Source organism: Thermaerobacter composti (genome assembly GCF_033582035.1).
Taxonomy (GTDB): domain Bacteria; phylum Bacillota; class Sulfobacillia; order Thermaerobacterales; family Thermaerobacteraceae; genus Thermaerobacter; species Thermaerobacter composti.
The window spans coordinates 1,376,714-1,395,107 of the sequence record NZ_CP132508.1 but is presented as its reverse complement, the minus strand read 5'-3'; the positions used below and the strand labels follow the sequence as shown (position 1 = coordinate 1,395,107).

Genomic DNA, 18,394 nt, shown 5'->3' with positions numbered 1-18,394 from the left:
CCGGTGCCCGCCGAGCGACTGCAGAAGCTGCTGTCCCGCGCCGGGATCGCCTCCCGGCGGCGGGCGGAGGCGTGGATCGCCGCCGGCCGCGTCACCGTCAACGGCCGGCCCGCCGTGCTGGGGACGCGGGCGGACCCGGAGCGGGACGTGATCGCCATCGACGGGCGCCCTCTGGGCGATCTGCCCCGGCGCCTGGCCCGCAAGCGGTACGTGCTCTTCCACAAGCCGCGGGGCATGGTGACCACGCTGCGCGATCCCCAGGGGCGTCCCAGCGTGGGCGACTTCTGCCGCCGGGTGGGGCTCGCGGGTCTGCATCCGGTGGGCCGGCTGGACGTCGACAGCGAGGGCCTGCTGCTGCTCACCGACGACGGCGAGCTGACCTTCGCCCTGACCCACCCGCGCCACGAGGTGGACAAGGTCTACCACGTGCTGGTGCGCGGCCCGCTGGAGGCCCGGCGCCTGCGCCGGCTGCGGGACGGGGTGCTGCTGGACGACGGGCCGGCCCGCGCCCGGGCCGCCCGCATCCTGCGCCGGCGCCCCGGGGGCGGGTGGGTCGAGGTGGTGTTGCGGGAGGGCCGCAAGCGCCAGGTCCGGCGCATGTGCCGGGCGGTGGGCTGGGACGTGGTGCGGCTGGTGCGGGTGGCCGTGGGACCGTTGCGATTGGGCCGCCTGGCGCCGGGCCGCTGGCGGCCGTTGACCCGTGCCGAGGTCCGGGCCCTGCGGGAGGCGGCGGGCCTGTCGGCGGACGGGGACGAACCGGCCCCGGCCCCAAGGGGCGGCCGGGACGAGGGAGGCGTGGGCGACCATGGCATCGGCCGGTGAACCCGAGGCCCCGGCGACGCAGGGCCGCGTCGACTCCTTCGCGACGCTGGATGCGGTGCGCCCCGGCCCGAGGCGGCTGCACTCGGCGACCCACGAGGAGATCCGGCGCGGTGCGACCACCGACGTCTACTTCGTCAAGACCTACGAGGTGCTCCGCCACCTGGGGGCCCTGGACACGCCGGTGACGGCGGACGTCTTCGCCAACCGGGCGGGGATCCTCTGCGGCGTGGAGGAGGTCCTGGAGCTTCTCCGCGGGCTGCCGGTGGCGGTCTGGGCCGCCGACGAGGGGCAACCGGTGGAGGCCGGCCAGGTGGTGCTGCGCATCCAGGGACCGTACGGCGCCTTCGGCCTGTACGAGACGGCGCTGCTCGGCATGCTCGCCTCGGCCACCGGGTGGGCTACGGCCGCCCGGCAGGTGAAGGAGGCGGCTGGGGAGACGCCGGTGATCTGCTTCGGCGCCCGGCACGTCCACCCCGCCGTGGCGCCGGTCATGGAGCGGGCCGCCGTGGTCGGCGGCATGGACGGCGCCAGCTGCATCCTGGGCGCCCGGCTGGCGGGACGGGACCCCGTGGGCACGCTGCCCCACGCGGTGATGCTGATCGTCGGCGACACGCTGACGGTGGCCGAGGCGGCGGACCGGGTGTTCCCGCCCCAGGAGGGTCGGGTGGTGCTGGTGGACACCTTCCAGGACGAGGCGGTGGAAGCCGTGCGGGTGGCGGCGGCCATGGGCCGTCGGCTGGCGGCGGTGCGGCTCGACACGCCGTCGGAGCGGGGCGGCGTCACCCCCGGCCTGGTCCGCGAGGTCAAGGCCCGGCTCGCCCAGGCCGGCTTCGGACACGTCAAGGTGTTCGTGTCGGGCGGCATCACCCCCGAGCGCATCCCGCCGCTGAAGGCCGCGGGCGCCGATGCCTTCGGCGTCGGCAGCTACGTCGCCGCCGCGCCGCCGGTGGACATGACCATGGACATCAAAGAGGTGGCCGGCCGGCCGGTCGCCAAGCGCGGGCGCATCCCCGGCGCGCCCGCGGATCCGCGCCTGCGCCGTCGCCTGTAGGCGCGACGCCAGGCCGGCGGCGCGAAACCGGCGGGTCCCCGCGCCGATCCACGGCGAAGACGGTCCGTGTAACGTTTCGGTAGGTGAGGGTCGAGGCAAATAGAAAAGGCCTCACCCGGAGGCTGTCCCTGCATCGGGACGGCTTCCCCAGCGGCAGTCGGAGGGTGAGGCCCCATGCTCAGCATACACGCTGTGCGCGAACTTTTCCTCCAGACATTGCGGGAACTGGCGGAGCTGGTGACGGAGGACCGATCGTTTGGCGAACTGGAGGAAGCCGTTCAGCGGCTCAGCGGCCGGCTGACACTGCGGCTGCTGGAGTGGGTGTTGGCCGGGATCGATGAGCGACTGATGCAGGAGCGGGACCCGAGCCGATATGAGTGCCTGGATACGCGGGAGCGGGTCCTGGACACGCCGCTGGGCGAGTTGCAGGTGAAGCGACGTTACTACCGGGACCGGGCGACGGGCCAGGGTGTGTTCTTGCTGGATGAAGCGCTGGGCTTGGAATCGCGGCGGCGACTGTCGCCGCGGCTGGAAGCGCTGTGCCGGCGGCTCGCGACGGAGATGCCGTATCACCGAGCGGCGGCGGTCCTGCGGGAGTTGACGGCGGGGCAGGCACCGGCGCGGGCGATGACGGTGTGGCGGGCGTCCCAACGGGCGGGGCGCCGGTTGAAGGAGGCGGCGGAGCGGCTGCGGCGGTCGGTGTTCGTGGAGGGCCAGGTGCCGGAAGGCCGGCGCCGGAGCGTCGAGCTGCATGCCGAAGCGGACGAGGTTTATCTGCGGGGTCGAGGGCAACCGGTGGTGTTGAAGCTGGGGGTCGCGTACGAAGGCAAGCAAGCCGTGGGTTCGAACCGGCAAGCGCTGCGGGAGCGGCGGGTCGTGGCGGGGGTGATGCCGGGGACGGCCTTTTGGGAGCAGGCGAGCGCCTATTGGGGGACGCACTGGGATCTGAGCGCGGTCCAGGCTTGTTACCTCGGAGGCGATGGGGCGCATTGGGTCAAGCAGGGGTTGCAGTACTTCCCCCGCGCGTGTTACCGGCTGGATCCGTTCCACCTGCGGAGAGCCCTCCGGGAGGCGTTATCGCCTTCCGAGGAGACGTACGCCCAGGTGTGCCGGGCCATCGAAGCGGGGGATTGGGCGGGCGTGGAGTCGGCGCTTCGCCAGGCGCTACGGGGGCGGCGTGGTCCGGCGCGGGAGCGCTTGTTGCGGCTGCGCGGCTACTTGCGGGAGCACGGGGACGGGATTGTGGCTTCTGGGGAAGCGCCGCGGCTGGGGGCGATCGAAGCAGAAGTCTTTCACGTCCTTGCACGACGGATGAAACGGCATGGGGCGCGTTGGAGTGAACGCGGCGCCGACCACTTGGCGCGGCTCTTGAGCGAACGCGTGGACCCCCACTGGCGCGCGGTCCTCGGCGGCCGGCCCCTGCAGATTTCGCCCGGCGTGCGGCAGGCGACACGCCAGGCCGTTCAGCGCGTGATGCGCCAGCTCGAGGAGGACCCAGCCCGTTGGCTGCGTGCCCGCATCCCAGCGCTCACCGGGCCGCATGCGACCAAACCCTGGGTTCAGGTGCTGCGCGACCTGGCCCATGTCCACGCACCGGTGGCTTGACAGCCGATTCACCGCTGGGGGCACCCACCGGAACGTGACACGGACGCGAAGACGGGATCGCATTGAAACCCACCGCGAAGAGGCATACAGTGTGATTGAGGGTGGCGAGCCAACGGATCGCACGTCGTGGCGAACGAGGCGAACCGACGGGTATCGCACGTTGTGGCAAACCAAGGCAAACGAAGTTGCACGGTGAAGGCTTCGTCGGCACGATGGCGAACCCCTCTGGGGACGGAGCCGCGGGCGGCGGCGCGGGTCCCTCGGCGGTGACGGAGGAGTAATCTCTAGGCCAACATGTGAACCGCATCACAAAGTAGGCCGGCCGTCCCCACCGGGGGGCCGCGCTGCGCGGCGGCCCCCGCCGTCCGGGCGGACCCGGCCAGCCCGCAGGCCGCGCCGCGCGGATGGGAGACGGCGCAGCACCGGGCGGGAAAGGGCGGTGGGAGCATGCACGTGGTGGTCTGCCTCAAGCAGGTGCCCGACAGCTCCGAGATGCGCATCAACCCCAAGACGGGCACCCTGGTGCGCCAGGGCGTGACCTCGATCATCAACCCCTACGACGTCCACGCCCTGGAGGCGGCCCTGCAGATCAAGGACCAGTTCGGCGGCGAGGTGACGGTGGTCAGCATGGGCCCCCCCTTCTTCGAGCAGTCGCTCAAGGAGGCGGTGGCGGTGGGGGCCGACCGCACCATCCTGGTCAGCGACCGGGCGATGGCCGGGGCGGACACCTTCGCCACCAGCCGGGTCCTCGCCGAGGCCATCCGGCGCATCGAACGCGAGTTCGGGCCCGTGGACCTGATCTGCTGCGGCCGGCAGACCATCGACGGCGACACGGGGCAGGTCGGGCCGGGGATCGCCGCGCGCCTGGACATCCCGGTGCTGACCTACGTGATCCGCATCCGGGAGGTCAACCCCCAGGGGCGCTACATCGTGGTCGAGCGCAAGGTGGAGGGCGGCCGCCAGGTGGTGCGCTCGACGCTGCCCGCCCTGCTGACCGTCGAGAAGGAGCTCAACGAGCTGCGCTACGCCTCCCTGCCCGGCATGCTGCGGGCGGCGCGGCACAAGCCCATCGTCTGGAACCGCGAGACCCTGGGGCTCGACCGCACCGAGGTGGGGCTGCTGGGGTCGCCCACCATCGTGGCGAAGTCCTTCACCCCGCCGGAGCGGAAGCGGAACACGGTGATGATCGACGGCAGCGACCCGCGGCGGGCCGCCCGGGAGCTGGCCGACCGGCTGCTGGCGCACCCCACCTTCCGCAAGGCGGTGTTGGAGAGCCGACGCGCCGCCGCCATGGCGGCGGCCATGGCCCAGGGGGCGGGTGGCGCGGCCGGTTCGACCGGCGATCGCTGAGCGCCGTTGGAGGGAGGGGAGGAGGACGGTGAGCGAGGGAGCCATGGCGAAGCAGGCCCCGGCCGCCGCCCCGGCGGCCGGCGGGCGCGGCGGCGCGGCGGGCGCCGCACCCGCCGCGGCCCAGCGGCGGTCCGCGGCGGCGCCGGGACCCGGCGGGACGCCGGATCTGGAGGCCTACCGCGGCGTCGGGATCTTCATCGAGCAGCACGGCGGCCAGGCGGCGCCCGTCGCCTGGGAGCTGGCGGGCATCGGTCGGGTGCTGGCCGACAAGCTGGGGGTCGAGCTCATCGGCTTCGTCGCCGGTCACCAGGTGGAGGCCGTCGCCCGGGAGGCGGTGGAGCGCGGCTGCGACCGGGTGATCCTGATGGATCATCCGGCGCTGGCGGTCTACCGCAACGAGGCCTACTCCCGGGTGCTGACGCCGGCGATCCGCCAGGTGAAGCCGGAGATCTTCCTGCTGGGCGCCACCAGCACGGGCCGCGACCTGGCGGGCACCATCGCCACCACGCTGCAGACCGGGCTGACGGCGGACTGCACCCAGCTCGACGTGGACCCCGAAACGAGGCTGCTGGACGCGATCCGGCCGGCGTTCCTCGAGAAGCAGCTGGCGGTGATCCTCTGCAAGAAGCACCGGCCCCAGATGGCCACGGTGCGGCCGAAGATGATGGAGCCCGCGCCGCGCCAGCCCGGGCGGAGCGGCGAGATCGTCCGCTTCCCCGTGGACCTGGACGAACGCAGCCTGCGCACCCAGGTGCTGGGCGTGATCGACGAGCCCGACCCCCAGGCCCAGCTGGAGCGGGCCGACGTGGTGGTGGCCGGCGGCCGCGGCTTCCAGGATCCGAAGAACCTCAAGCTGCTCTTCGACTTCGCCGAGGTGGTCGGCGGCGTCGTCGGGGCGTCCCGCGCCATCGTCGACGCCGGCTGGATCGGCCGGGAGCACCAGGTGGGCCAGACGGGCCTGACCGTGCGGCCCAAGGTGTACTTCGCCTTCGGCATCTCCGGGGCCATCCAGCACACCGTGGGCATGCAGAACGCGGAGCTGATCGTCGCGGTCAACAAGGACCCCCAGGCGCCGATCTTCAAGGTAGCCGACTTCGGCGTGGTCGGCGACCTGTTCCAGATCCTCCCCGCGCTGCAGGAGGAGCTGGCACGCCGGCTGGATCAGCTGGCGGACGATGCTTCGGCGTCGGCGGGCGCGGCCGGAGGCGGCGAGGCCCAGGAAGGCGCGGCCGCGGCGGCCCGGGCGGGCGCCTGACGGAGGGATGGCTGTGGCAGAGCGCTTCGACGTGGTGATCGTCGGCGCCGGCCCGGCGGGCCTGTCGGCCGGCCTGGTCCTGGCCCGGGGCGGCGCCAACGTGCTGATCCTGGAGCGGGGGGAGTACCCCGGCTCCAAGAACGTGATGGGCGGCGTGCTCTACCGGCACCAGCTGGACGAGCTGCTGCCGGGATTCTGGCGCGAGGCGCCCATCGAGCGCACCATCGTGGAGCAGAACTACTGGCTGCTCACGCCGGACGCGGCGGTCACCTTCGGCTACCGCACGCCGCGCTGGGCCGACGACCCGCCCAACAACTTCACGGTGCTGCGGGCCAAGTTCGACCCCTGGTTCGCGAAGAAGGTGGAGGAGGCCGGGGCGACCCTGATCACCCGGACCACGGTGGTCGACCTGATCCACGACGACCGCGGCCGCGTGGTCGGGGTCGTGGCGGGCCGGCCCGAGGGCGAGGTCTACGCCGACGTGGTCATCCTGGCCGAGGGGGTCAACAACCTGCTGACCCAGAAGGCGGGCCTCCACGACGACTGGGCGATGGACGAGGCGGCCCTGGCGGTCAAGGAGGTCATCGAGCTGCCGCGGGAGAAGATCGAGGACCGCTTCGGCCTGGAGCCCGGCCAGGGTGCCACGGTGGAGATGCTGGGCGACGCCACCGCCGGCATGCTGGGGATGGCGTTCCTGTACACCAACAAGGAGTCGCTCTCCTTCGGGGTCGGGGTGCTGGTCAAGCACCTGGTCTACAGCGGCATGAACCCCAACGACCTGTTGGAGCGGCTCAAGCAGCACCCCAAGGTGCGCAAGCTGATCGAGGGCGGCAAGGTGATCGAGTACTCCGCCAAGCTGATCCCCGAGGGCGGCTACAAGGCGATCCCGCGCCTGTTCAAGGACGGGTTGATGGTGGTGGGCGACGCCGCCGGCCTGACCAACGCGATCCACCGCGAGGGCTCGAACCTGGCGATGACCTCGGGGCGCATCGCCGGCGAGGTCGCCCTGGAGGCCCTGGCGGAGGGCGACACCTCGAGCCGGGTGCTGTGCCGCTACCAGCAGCGGCTCGAGGAGACGTACGTGCTCAAGGACCTGCGGAAGTACAACCACGCCAACGAGTTCTTCGACGCCAACCCCCAGTTCCTGCGGGACTATCCCGAGCTGTTGAGCCAGGTGATGCGCGAGTTCTTCACCGTCGACAGCACGCCGAAGTGGGACAAGCAGGCGAAGATCGTCCGGATGGTGCGCCAGCAGCGGCCGCTCTGGCGCATCGCCTACGACCTGTACGCCATGTGGAGGGCGATCGGATGAGCGCACGGGCTGCGGCCGCCGTCGCGGCGGCCCCCAAGGCGGTCGACGCGCAGGCGGGCGAGGGCGCCCAGGCTTCGGGCGGCGCCAAGCCCATGAGCATCCAGGACAAACTCTACCTGGACCGGTTCAACGCCGACAAGCAGTCGCACCTGTTCATCATCGACCCGGACGTGTGCCTGACCAAGTGCCCGGAGCAGTACTGCACCAAGTTCTGCCCGGCCCACGTCTACGAGTGGGATCCCGAGGCCCAGAAGATCCTGGTGGGGTACGAGGGCTGCGTCGAGTGCGGCACCTGCCGCATCGGCTGCCCCTTCCGCAACATCAAGTGGCTCAACCCGCGGGGCGGCTACGGCGTGCAGTACCGCCAGGGCTGAGCCGGCGGGCCGGCGCCGGGATCCGGGCCGATACGGGGGGTTGAGCCATGGCCATCGCCAGGGCGGAGCTGGTCCGCCGGGCGCGGGATGTGGCCCAGCGGATCTTGGGGGAGTGGCTGGAGCCGCAGGCGGGCGCTTCGCCCGCCGCCACGGCCCAGGCGGCGGCCGGCGCCGCCTGGGCCGTGGCCCTGGCCGGTTCCGGGGCCACCGGCTACCGCGACCGGGTCTCGCGCCTCGACCTGGTGGCCGTCGGTCCGGGCTCGGCCGTCGCGCGGCTGCGCCACCGCCTGCCGCCCCACGGCGACCCGACGGGTCCGGGGTCCTTCCACCGGCTGCCCGGCTGGGCGGGCGGCGGTCACCTGGCCCTGTTGAGCTGGGACGAACTGGCCGAGGCGGCTGCCCGGCCCTCCGAGGCGGCGGTGGTGCTGCTCGGCGCCGCGGAGCCGGTGCTGGATCCCGGCGGCCGGCTGGCGGCGGCGCTGGCGCCGCTGCGCCAGCTGCCGCCGGCATGGTACCGCCAGCAGGTGCGGCGGCGCTACCGCGCCCTGCGGCGGCGCACCGCCTCGATGGCGTGGAACTTGCGCCGTGGCCAGGCGTTCGCCTTCCTGGCCGGGTTCGTCCAGTGGCTCGAGCACTTCCTCCTCCTGTGCCGCTACGCCGACGGGCAGCCCCCCGTGGATCGGAAGTGGCTCCTGCAGGCGGCCATGCGCACCTCCCTGGGGCGGCAGTGCCGCGCCGACCTCTACGCGCTCTTCTCCAGCCTGGGGCAGGTCGCCACCCTGGGAGGAAGCTACGACCCGAAGGAGAACCGGCTCTACGGGACCATCGCCCGGCTCCACGGCCAACTGGCCGATGCCCTGCGCCAGCGCGGGCTGTTGGAGGAGCGGGAGGAGACCAGGGAGGAGACCCCGTGAAGCTGTTCGCCTACGGGACGTTGCGCCGCCGCGGGCGCATCGAGGCGCTGGTCGGTCGCCGGCTGCAGCCTCCCATGCCCGCCGTGCTGGAGGGCTATCGCCTCTACGACACGGGCCGCGGATACCCCGTGATCCTGCCGGCCCCCGGCCATCGGGTCCACGGCGTGCTGTGGACCATCCAGGGGTCGGATCTCGGCCACCTGGACCACTACGAGGGGGCTGACGAGGATCCGCCGTACTACTTCCGCCGGACCGTGACCGTGCAGACGGCCGAGGGCCCGGTGGACGCCGCCGTCTACGTCGGCAACCCCGCGGTGTTCGACCGGCTGATCCCCCTGGAAGCCGCCGGGTGGGAGTGAGGACGGCACCGGCACCTCGCCGCCCGCCAGCCCGGGCCCCGCGCCGTCCCGAACCCGTACCGCTCGCACCGCGCCGGGGCGCCCCGTCCCCGACCGGCTGCGTGCCCCCATCCGAGCCGCACTCCGAGCCGCACAAGGATGCTCACCCGCACGCATAGACTCCCCCGGAGGCCGGCGCGGCGGAACCGCCCGCGGCCTCCGGGGAGGTGGCCCGATGGGTTCCGGACAGCCGCCCCGGCCCGTGCCGTCGCGGCCGCGGTTCACCCCCTCGCCGTCGGGACGGCGGCCGCCGACCGACGCCGCCCGGGCCGCCCCGAACGAAGCGCCGCCCGCCGGGGGCGGCCCTGGGGCGCGCATCGGGCCGCCGTGGCTCGCAACCGTGGAAGAGGTCCTCACCCGCGCGGTGGTGGCGGGCCTGGTGGCACTGGTGGTGGTCCAGTCGCTGATGGCGGGGCGCGGTCCCCTGGCCTACGAGACCTACGGTCGCGTCCTCGAGGATTGGGGCTACCGGTCCGGCATGCCCGCCGCCTGGCGAGACGCCACGCCCGCCGGGGTGCCCACCGGTTCCTCCGCAACCCCGGGCGCCACCATGCCCGGGGCGTCGCCGCCGACCGAGGCGCCGCGATCCCCCGGGGTCCTGGGCGCCGCGGAGGAGCGGGGCGCCAGCCGCCCAGCGCCGGCCGGGGCGACCGCCGACCGGGCGAACCCGACCGCAAGCCGGACGCCGTCGGCCCAAGCCCTCCTGACCTTCGGCAACCGGGGGCCCTCGTCCGTCGCGGTGGTCCTCAACGGGGTCGAGCTGGCCCGGCTGGTGCCGGGCGACAGGCGGCCGGTGGTGGTCCGCCCGGGCGACCGCCTGGCCTTGCGGGCCGAGGCCGGTGGCGCGGAGGTGGTGCTCACCCACGCCAGCGGCCCGCTGGCCGCGCCGACCCCGGGTTCAACGTGGCGGGTGGGACCGCAGGGCACGGCGGTCCGGCTGGCATGGCGGGCGCCGTAGCCGGCGGGCGCCCGCGATCGGCCGCGCCGGCCGGCCGCCGCGCGGGCTCCCGCCGGGACCCCGCCCGCGGCCCCCGCGGCCATCCGCCGGGACCGGGCCATGCCGGAGCGCCCGGGCAGGCCCGCACCGGCGGGCGCCGGGACCGGGCCGGTCGGTCCCGGCGGTCGCGGGGCCGCCGGCACGCGGGGCCGGCGCCGCACCGATCCATGGTATAATTGCGGGCGATTGGAACGGCGGCGCCGACCGTCGCCGCGCACCGCGGGCGGCGGGCCCTGGCGCGCCCCACCGCCGCCGGGCGGCCGCGCGGACGGCCCCTGCCGCGGTCGGGCGGACCGCACAAGGAATCCAGCGGGCGCTGTCGAACAACCGGAGGGAACCGATCTCGTTGAAGCGCGTGATCGCCATCGACGGGCCGGCCGGTGCGGGGAAGAGCACCGTCGCCCGGCGGGTCGCCACAGCCCTGGGTTACCTGTACGTGGACACCGGCGCCATGTACCGCGCCATGACGCTGAAGGTCCTGCGCCACGGCATCGACCCGGCGGACCGGCAGCGGGTGGCGCAGCTGGCTCGAGAAACGGACATCGCGCTGGCAACGGGGCCCGAGGGGGCCCCGCAGGTTGTTCTCGACGGGGTCGACGTCACCGCCCAGCTGCGGGAGCCCAGCGTCGACCAGGCGGTGTCGGCCGTGGCGGCGATCCCCGAGGTCCGGCAGCGGCTCCTCGAGGTGCAGCGGGCGCTGGCACGACGGGGCCGGGTCGTCCTGGAGGGTCGCGACACCGGCACCCACGTGGCGCCCGACGCGGACCTGAAGGTCTACCTCACCGCGTCGCCGGAGGAACGGGCCCGCCGGCGGTACCGCGAGCTGGTGGCCGCGGGGCACAGGGTGACCCTGGAAGAGGTGGCGGAGGCCCTGCGCCAGCGGGACCGGCAGGACATGACGCGACCCGCGGCGCCGCTCAAGAGGGCCGCCGACGCCATCGAGATCGACACCACCGGCCGCACCGTGGAGGCGGTGGTGGAGGAGATCCTGCGGTACTGCCGGGAGGGCGACTAGGTGCTGTACGCGTTGGGGAAGGCGCTGTTCTGGGTGCTGTTCGCCCTGGGATGCCGCTGGGAGGTGGGCGGGCGGGAGCACGTCCCCCCCGACGGCCCGCTGCTGGTGATCGCCAACCACCTCAGCTGGCTGGACCCGCCGCTGGTGGGCACCGTCTTGCCGCGGAAGGTGCACTTTATGGCCAAGCACGAGCTCTTCCGAAACCCGCTGGGGGCGTGGGTGCTGCGGCGCCTGGGCGCCTTCCCCGTGCGCCGCGGGCAGCCCGACCGGTGGGCGCTGCGCCATGCCCTGGACCTGCTGGACCGGGGCGCCGTGGTGGGGTTGTTCCCGGAGGGCAGCCGCAGCCGGGGTCGGCTCGGGCCCTTCGAGCCCGGTGCCGCCCTGCTGGCCATCAAATCGGGCGCGCCGGTGCTCCCCGTGGCCATCGCCGGCCCGTATCGCCCGGGCCGGCGGGTGCGGGTGCGCATCGGCGTCCCCTTCCGGGTCGAGGGGAGCGGGGGGGAGGGGTCCATCGACGCGGTGGCGCACAGGATGCGCGAGGCCGTCGCGGCGCTGCTGGCCGAGGATCCCGCGGCGGGAGAGCCGGCGCGGCGCCGCGTCCCTGCAGGGTAAGCCGTGCGAAGGGGGTCGTGTCGAGGCATGGACGAGATCCGCGATCCGCAGGCGGCCAACCGGGACGACGACGCTCCCGGTGCCGTGCCGCGACAGGAGGTGAGCCCGGCCGCGCCGGACCAGCCGCTGGGCCCCGCGGCGGCCGAAGCCGCCGCGGGGGCGACGGAGGCCTTGGCGCAGCTGCAACAGGAGGCCGAGGAGTCCGCCGAGGCCGCGGTGGAACGCGAGACCGGCGTCGCCGAGACGGAGGGGGCCGACCGGCCGGCCGGGCAGCCCGCGGGTGAAGCGGGCACCGCGGGGTCCGCCGAGGCCGCCGCCGGGGAGGGATCCCGCCCCGCGGCGGAGGGCGGCGACGCCGCCGGGGAGTCGGGTCCCGCCGGCCCGGATGGGTCCGCATCCGGACCCGGGGCCAAGGGGACCGCAACGCCGGAGGACGCCGGGCGTCGCCCGGAGGCCGGCGGCGCCGGGGCCAGCGAGGCCGCGGCCCCCGCATCCGCCGGGGCGGGCGAGGGCCGGGGGGCCATGGACGAGCAACTGGCGCCCACGCGCCTCAGCCGCGGCCAGATGGTGACGGGCACGGTGGTCCAGGTGGCCGACGACCACGTCCTGGTGGACGTGGGCCACAAGTCGGACGGCACGATCCCCCGCCACGAGCTGCGGCTGCTGGGAGGCAAGCGACCGGACGAGGTGTACCACGTCGGCCAGCAGATCCCCGTGGTGGTGCTGGGCTTCACGGACAAGGGGGAGGGCGGCTTGCTGCTCTCCCACCGGCGGGCCGTGGAGCGGGAGGCGTGGGAGTCCCTGCGGCGCGCCTACGAAGCGGGTGAGCCCGTCGAGGTGCCGGTGGTGGAGCAGGTGAAGGGCGGCCTGGTGTGCGACGCCGGCGTCCGCGCCTTCATGCCGGCCTCCCACGTGGAGCGGGGCTACGTGGCCGACCTCAGCCCCTACGTGGGCACCACCGTGCGGGCGAAGATCATCGAGCTGGACCGCAACAAGCGGCGGGTGATCCTCTCGCGCAAGCAGCTGCTGGAGGAGGAGGCGCGCCGTCGGGCCGAGGAGACCCTGGCCAGCCTGGAGGAGGGGCAGGTGCGGACCGGGGTGGTCAAGGGCCTGACGGACTTCGGCGCCTTCGTCGACCTGGGGGGCGTCGACGGTCTGCTCCACGTCTCGGAGATGCACTGGGGCCGCATCGACCACCCCCGCGACCTGCTGAAGGAAGGGGACACCATCCAGGTCAAGGTCCTGCGGGTGGACCGCGAGCGCGGCCGCATCTCCCTCAGCCTCAAGGAGCTCATGCCCGATCCGTGGGACGACGCGGAGCGCAAGTACCCGGTCGGCTCGCGGGTCCGCGGCACCGTGGTACGTCTGGTCCCCTTCGGCGCCTTCGTGCGGCTGGAACCCGGGGTGGAGGGGCTGGTCCACATCTCCCAGCTGGCCGACCACCGGGTGGAGTCGCCGGAGGAGGTGGTCCAGGAGGGCCAGGAGGTGGAGGTCCGGGTGCTGCGGGTCCAGCCCCAGGAGCGGCGGATCAGCCTGAGCATGCGGACGCCCCCGGAGGCCCGCCGGCCGCGGGGCGAGCGGGCCCGTCGCGGACCGGAGCGCCCGCTGCCCCGGTCGGACGAACCCGGCCCCGCGTCGGAGGGCGGCGGCATCACCATCGGCGAGATGTTCGGCGAGCTGTTGGAGGAGACCCGCGACCGGTTGACGGGCGACGAGGCGGCGGACCGGGCCTGACGCCGCTCCGAGAGTCGGCAGGCGGCGCGGGCGCCGGGGCGCCAGCGGGACGTGCCGATGCCGGTGGGGCGGCGGCCGGGCTCGCGCCCGGCCGCCGCCCCACCGGGCGGGGAAGCCACCGCGTCAGTGGAGGGGGCGCGCCCGGGTGGGCGCGCCCCCTCCGCTGACCGGACATCCCCCGATGCTGCCGTGCGCCCGTGCGGTCCCTGCGCAACCCCGTGCGGTCCCGCGCAGCATGGCGGATCCCCCGGCCGACGTGGCGGCTTCCGCTGGCCGGTGGCGCCTCCCTGCCGGTCTCCCCGCGGCCGGCTGCGTGCCGGGCCGGCCAGGGCGCCGTCCAGCGCGCTTGCTCGCCCGCGTGGCTCGTCCGCCAAGAGGCCTTTGTGCATGGGGCCCTGCGGTTGTTGGGCCTTGAGGGCGTCCGCATCAGCCAGGCCTTCCGCTCCGTCCTCCCCGGCCCCGGTGGGCGGCGGCACTCTTCACCCCGACCCTGGGGAACCCTAGGCCGGGGTGGTGGCGGTGACCGGGACCTGGCTGATCGCGATGACCGTGGCCCTCCTGGCCCTCGACGCCGTTCCCTGTGCGCGGCGGCTGGGGGTGCCGCCGGGTCGCCTGGCGCTGTGGGGTGGGGCGTGGCTTGTGGCCAGCATCCCCCTCTGGCCCGTCGGCGAGAGCGGCGGGCTGGCCGTCAGCCCCGGCGGCGCCGGTCTGCCCCTGGTCGGCGCCGCCCTGTGGTTCGCCGGCCTGGCGCCGTCCCTGCGGCTCCGGGCCGCGGCGAGCCTCGTGGCGACCACGTCCCTCGCCTATGCCCTCCTGCAGGGCTTGCCGGGCAGCGCGCCGCCGTGGCTCTCGCCCGCCTGGGCGGCCGGCGTGGTCACCGGCGTCGCAGCCTCCCTGGCGCCCCTGGCACCCCCTGCGGGCCTCGTGCTGGCCACCGCCGGCATGGTGCTCGCCCAGGGGCTGTGGGCCGGCGCCGCCACCGCAGGCGGCGGGTTGAACGGGTCCCCCTTGCCGCTGGCGTTCACCGTCGCCGGCGGCCCAGGGTACGACGCCATCGCCGCCAGCGCCTTGACGGCCGCCCTGATGGCCCTTCTCGGCGGTGACGGCGCTTCCACGGGAGCCGGCGGTCGGGGAAGGGGGGGCGGGCATCCGGCAGACGACGGGGGCAACCCGGCCGGCGACGGGCCGTCGACCGTCCCGGGGCCACGGACCGGGTCGCGTTGACGCTGGCACGGCGGCGCTGGCATCATGGGGGCGGGCGGGGAGGGGATCCGCCGCCGTGAAACCGGTCGTGGCCATCGTCGGACGGCCCAACGTGGGCAAGTCGACCCTGTTCAACCGGATCATCGAGCGCCGGCTGGCCATCGAGGACGACGTCCCCGGCGTCACCCGCGACCGCCTCTACGCCGACACCGACTGGGCGGGACGCGCCTTCACCCTGGTGGACACCGGCGGCCTGGCCGAGGGGGACGACCCGCTGACCGTCCAGGTCCGGCGCCAGGTGGAGGCCGCGGTGCGCGAGGCCGATGTCCTCGTGATGGTGGTGGACGGCCAGGCGGGGGTCACCCCCGCGGACGAGGACGTGGCGCGCCTCCTGCGCCAGGCCAACAAGCCCACCATCCTGGCGGTCAACAAGGTGGACGACCCCCGCTGGGACGGGGTGCAGTACGACTTCTTCCGCCTGGGGTTGGGCGAGCCCATCCCCGTGGCGGCGGGACCCGGCCGCAACGTGGGCGACCTGCTGGACGCGGTGGTGCGGGCGCTGCCCAATCCCGCGCCGGCGGCCGGAGGCGGGCAGGCCGAGGCCGACGGCGGGGCCTGGGGCGAGCCCGCCGAGATCGCCGTGGCCATCGTCGGCCGCCCCAACGTGGGCAAGTCGTCGCTGCTCAACCGGCTGCTGGGGGAGGAGCGCGTGGTGGTCAGCGAGATCCCCGGCACCACGCGGGACGCGGTGGACGTGGTGTGGCGCCACGGGGAGCGCACCTTCCGCTTCATCGACACGGCGGGGCTGCGGCGCAGGAGTCGCATCAAGGAGGACGTGGAGTTCTACAGCACCGTCCGGACGCGGCGGGCGCTGGCCCGCGCCGACGTGGCGTGCGTGGTCCTGGACGCCCGCGATCCCGCCACCGAACAGGACAAGCGCATCGCCGGCATGGCCCTGGAGGAGGGCAAGGCGTGCGTCCTGGCGGTGAACAAGTGGGACCTGGTGACCAAGGGGCCCGACACCGCCGACCGGTACCGCGAGGCCCTGTCCCGGGAGTACGACTTCCTGCCGTTCGCGCCCATCGTCTTCCTGTCGGCGGCCACCGGGCAGCGCCTGGACCGGCTGGTGGATTGGATCGGGCGCGTGGCCGACAACCACCGGCGCCAGGTCCCGCAGCCGGTGCTGCGCAAGGTGGTGGACGACGCCCTGGTGGTCCACCAGCCGCCTTCCGCCAGGGGGCGCCGGCTGCGGATCCACGACATCCGCCAGGTGGCGACCCGACCGCCCACCATCCTCTTCGTGGTCAGCGACCCGGACGCCGTCCACTTCTCCTTCCAGCGGTTCCTGGAGAACGTCCTCCGCCAGGCCTTCGACTTCACCGGCACGCCCCTGCGCCTGGTGTTCCGATCCCCGGGCAAGGGCAAGGGGAGGGACAGGGACGAGGAGTAGCGGGGACGAGGGTCCCGGCCGGCCGTGCCGCCGCCGGCGGCCGGGACGGGTCGGCATGGCCCCCGACGGTCGTCCCCGGCCCCCGGCGGCGGAAGCTGCCGGCGACTTCACGGCGGATCGCCCGCGGCGCCCCCCGACCGTCCCGCGGCGCCGTCCGCCGATCCCGGCGCCGGGTGGGGCCATGGCCCGGGAGCGGGAGAGGAGCGCGAGATGGCAATGCCATGGCTGGGCGTCGCAGGCTTGGTCCTGCTGGGCTACCTCCTGGGTTCCATCCCCTTTGGCCTCTGGCTGGTCCGAGCCGTCCGGGGCGTGGACATCCGCCGCTATGGCAGCGGCAACATCGGCACCACCAACGTCTTACGGGTCGCTGGACCGCGCCTGGCGGCGGCGGTCCTCCTGGCCGACGCGGCCAAGGGGGCGCTGCCGGTGATGCTGGCCCGCGCCGTCGGCCCCGGCGAGGTCGCGGCCGTGCTGGCCGGCGTGGCGGCCATGGCCGGCCACAGCTGGTCCATCTGGCTCGCTGGTCACGGCGGCAAGGGGGTCGCCACGGGCCTGGGCGTGTTGCTGGGCCTCGACGTCCGGGTCGCCCTGGCGGCCTTCGCCGTCTGGCTGGCCGTGGTGGCGGCCAGCCGCTACTCCTCCCTCGGCTCGATGGCGGCCGCCGTCAGCGTACCCCTCTGGATGGCCCTCTGGCATGCGCCGCCTGCCCACCTGGCCTTCGGCGTGACGGCCGCCCTGGTGGTCCTCGTCCGGCACCGGTCCAACGTGGGGCGGCTGCTCCGCGGGGAGGAGCTGCCCATCACCCTGCGCATCGACCCCCGGAGGGAGTAGGGGATGCGGGTGGTGGTGGTCGGGGCAGGGGCCATCGGGTGTCTGCTGGGCGGCCTGCTGGCCGCCGGGGGACACCAGGTGGTCCTGGTCGGACGACCCTGGCGGCTGGAGGCCGTGGCGCGCGGTGGACTGGTGCTCGACCCGCCACCCTGGGCCGCGCCCCAGCGGCACCGCTCCGGCACGGCGCCAGGGGAGAAGGCCCGCGACCGCTCCGGGGCGGCCCCCATCCCCACCCGCCCCGGGGGAGAAGGCGATGGCGGCGGGGGAACGAGCCACGGCTCCGGCACGGCACGGCGGGAACCCGACGACCAGCGCCCGCTGCCGGTCGCGGTGGTGGCGTCGGTCGGCGAGGCCACGGCGGGTTCGGCGCCCGACGCCGTTTTGGTGACGGTCAAGATGCCCGCCCTCGACGCGGCCCTGGCCCAGGTGGCGGCCGCGTGGCCGGGGCCGGATCGCGGCCCGTCCCCCCTGGTGATCACCTTCCAGAACGGGATCGGCGCGGAGGAGCGGGCGGTCGCCCGGCTGGGTGCCGGGCGCGTCATCGCGGGCATCGTCACCCTCAGCGCGGCGCTGGAAGGCCACCGGGTGCGCATCTTCAACGCCGGCCGGGGCGGCATCGGCCTGGCGCCGGTCACGGGAACCGGCCCCGCCAGCACCGCCGGCGAGGCGGACGGCGGGCCCCGCCGGTTCCACCCCGCCGGGCGGGCGGGCGATGCCCCCAGCCGGACCGCCGCGCTGACGTTCCGCGGCCTGGCGTCCCAGTGGCAGGCGACACTGGCCGTGCCCGTGGTCACGGCCCCGGATGCGGCGACCCTGAAGTGGTCCAAGCTGCTGCTCAACCTGGTGGGGAACGCCGTCGGCGCCTTGCTACAGTGGGGGGTGGACCGGGTCTTCCAGGACCCGGTGGCCGCGGCCGTCGAGCACCGCAGCCTGCGGGAGGCCGTCGCGGTGGCCGGGCGGGTGGCGCCTGCCCTGGTGGACCTCCCCGGCTACCCGGTGCGCCTCTTCGCGCGGCTGACCCGCTGGCTCCCCACCCCCGTCTTCCGCCGCACCGTGGGACCGCAGGCGGCGGGGGGGCGTGGGGGGAAGCTTCCGTCCGTCGCCCTGGATGTGGCCGCCGGCCGGCACCCCACCGAGATCCAGGCGCTGCACGGCGCGGTGGCGCGGGCGGCGGAGACCCTCGCCCTCGAGGCGCCGGTCTGCGCGACCCTGGCGCGTCTGGTCGACGAGGCCGCCGCGGACCCGGCGCGGCGGGCGTGGTTCCGCGACCGGCCGGATCGTCTGCTGGCCGCCCTCAGGGACGCGGGCGCCTGGGGGTGAGCCACGAGGGGATCCGCCACCTGCCGGGCGCCGTGGGGGCCCCTGCCACCCCGCCCTTCTCGCCCGGCACCGCCCAACCGGCCGACGGGCGCATGCCGGTTCGTCCCACCGCGCGACATATCCCCCCCGACCCCTCATATACATGGTACTG

Annotated in this window: 17 protein-coding genes; all 17 read left to right on the top strand. The window is 74.8% G+C overall.

The window, feature by feature from the left end; genetic code table 11:
- Positions 1-3: 3 nt before the first annotated feature.
- Positions 4-822, top strand: a complete 819-nt coding sequence (locus Q5761_RS05525; protein ID WP_135225429.1) for a pseudouridine synthase — start codon at positions 4-6, stop codon at positions 820-822.
- Complete coding sequence (locus Q5761_RS05520; RefSeq protein WP_318751491.1) at positions 806-1,873, top strand: nicotinate phosphoribosyltransferase; 1,068 nt, start codon at positions 806-808, stop codon at positions 1,871-1,873. The genes Q5761_RS05525 and Q5761_RS05520 overlap by 17 nt, the downstream gene beginning before the upstream one ends.
- Before the next feature lie 174 nt (positions 1,874-2,047).
- Positions 2,048-3,478, top strand: a complete 1,431-nt coding sequence (locus Q5761_RS05515) for an ISLre2 family transposase (protein WP_318751490.1) — start codon at positions 2,048-2,050, stop codon at positions 3,476-3,478.
- A 447-nt stretch (positions 3,479-3,925) separates the two neighbouring features.
- The gene (locus Q5761_RS05510; protein ID WP_318751489.1) at positions 3,926-4,828 is read left to right on the top strand and encodes an electron transfer flavoprotein subunit beta/FixA family protein; all 903 of its coding nucleotides are present in this window, start codon (positions 3,926-3,928) and stop codon (positions 4,826-4,828) included.
- Between the two features lie 28 nt (positions 4,829-4,856).
- Entirely contained in the window at positions 4,857-6,083 is a 1,227-nt protein-coding gene (locus tag Q5761_RS05505; protein ID WP_318751488.1) for an electron transfer flavoprotein subunit alpha/FixB family protein, read from the top strand.
- Positions 6,084-6,096: 13 nt separating this feature from the next.
- On the top strand, positions 6,097-7,395 hold the full coding sequence (locus tag Q5761_RS05500; protein ID WP_135225425.1) for an FAD-dependent oxidoreductase: 1,299 nt from the start codon (positions 6,097-6,099) through the stop codon (positions 7,393-7,395).
- 92 nt (positions 7,396-7,487) lie between these two features.
- Positions 7,488-7,769, top strand: a complete 282-nt coding sequence (locus tag Q5761_RS05495) for a ferredoxin family protein (protein ID WP_243123868.1) — start codon at positions 7,488-7,490, stop codon at positions 7,767-7,769.
- A gap of 47 nt (positions 7,770-7,816) precedes the next feature.
- The gene (locus tag Q5761_RS05490) at positions 7,817-8,683 is read left to right on the top strand and encodes a hypothetical protein (RefSeq protein WP_318751487.1); all 867 of its coding nucleotides are present in this window, start codon (positions 7,817-7,819) and stop codon (positions 8,681-8,683) included.
- Positions 8,680-9,042: a gamma-glutamylcyclotransferase family protein gene (locus Q5761_RS05485; protein WP_318751486.1), complete on the top strand. Its 363-nt coding sequence runs from the start codon at positions 8,680-8,682 to the stop codon at positions 9,040-9,042. The genes Q5761_RS05490 and Q5761_RS05485 overlap by 4 nt, the downstream gene beginning before the upstream one ends.
- 214 nt (positions 9,043-9,256) lie before the next feature.
- Entirely contained in the window at positions 9,257-10,039 is a 783-nt protein-coding gene (locus Q5761_RS05480) for a hypothetical protein (protein WP_318751485.1), read from the top strand.
- Positions 10,040-10,424: 385 nt separating this feature from the next.
- Positions 10,425-11,093 carry a (d)CMP kinase gene (cmk, locus tag Q5761_RS05475; protein WP_318751484.1) on the top strand — a complete coding sequence of 223 codons (669 nt, stop codon included), beginning with the start codon at positions 10,425-10,427 and terminating at the stop codon, positions 11,091-11,093.
- Positions 11,094-11,705 carry a lysophospholipid acyltransferase family protein gene (locus Q5761_RS05470; protein WP_318751483.1) on the top strand — a complete coding sequence of 204 codons (612 nt, stop codon included), beginning with the start codon at positions 11,094-11,096 and terminating at the stop codon, positions 11,703-11,705.
- A 27-nt stretch (positions 11,706-11,732) separates the two neighbouring features.
- Entirely contained in the window at positions 11,733-13,439 is a 1,707-nt protein-coding gene (rpsA, locus tag Q5761_RS05465; RefSeq protein WP_318751482.1) for a 30S ribosomal protein S1, read from the top strand.
- A gap of 519 nt (positions 13,440-13,958) precedes the next feature.
- Entirely contained in the window at positions 13,959-14,663 is a 705-nt protein-coding gene (locus Q5761_RS05460) for a hypothetical protein (protein ID WP_318751481.1), read from the top strand.
- A 55-nt stretch (positions 14,664-14,718) separates the two neighbouring features.
- On the top strand, positions 14,719-16,092 hold the full coding sequence (gene der / locus Q5761_RS05455; RefSeq protein ID WP_135225415.1) for a ribosome biogenesis GTPase Der: 1,374 nt from the start codon (positions 14,719-14,721) through the stop codon (positions 16,090-16,092).
- Between the two features lie 210 nt (positions 16,093-16,302).
- Positions 16,303-16,923: a glycerol-3-phosphate 1-O-acyltransferase PlsY gene (plsY, locus tag Q5761_RS05450; RefSeq protein WP_318751480.1), complete on the top strand. Its 621-nt coding sequence runs from the start codon at positions 16,303-16,305 to the stop codon at positions 16,921-16,923.
- Positions 16,924-16,926: 3 nt separating this feature from the next.
- Positions 16,927-18,243, top strand: coding sequence for a ketopantoate reductase family protein (locus tag Q5761_RS05445; protein ID WP_318751479.1), 1,317 nt, complete (start codon positions 16,927-16,929; stop codon positions 18,241-18,243).
- Positions 18,244-18,394: the final 151 nt, after the last annotated feature.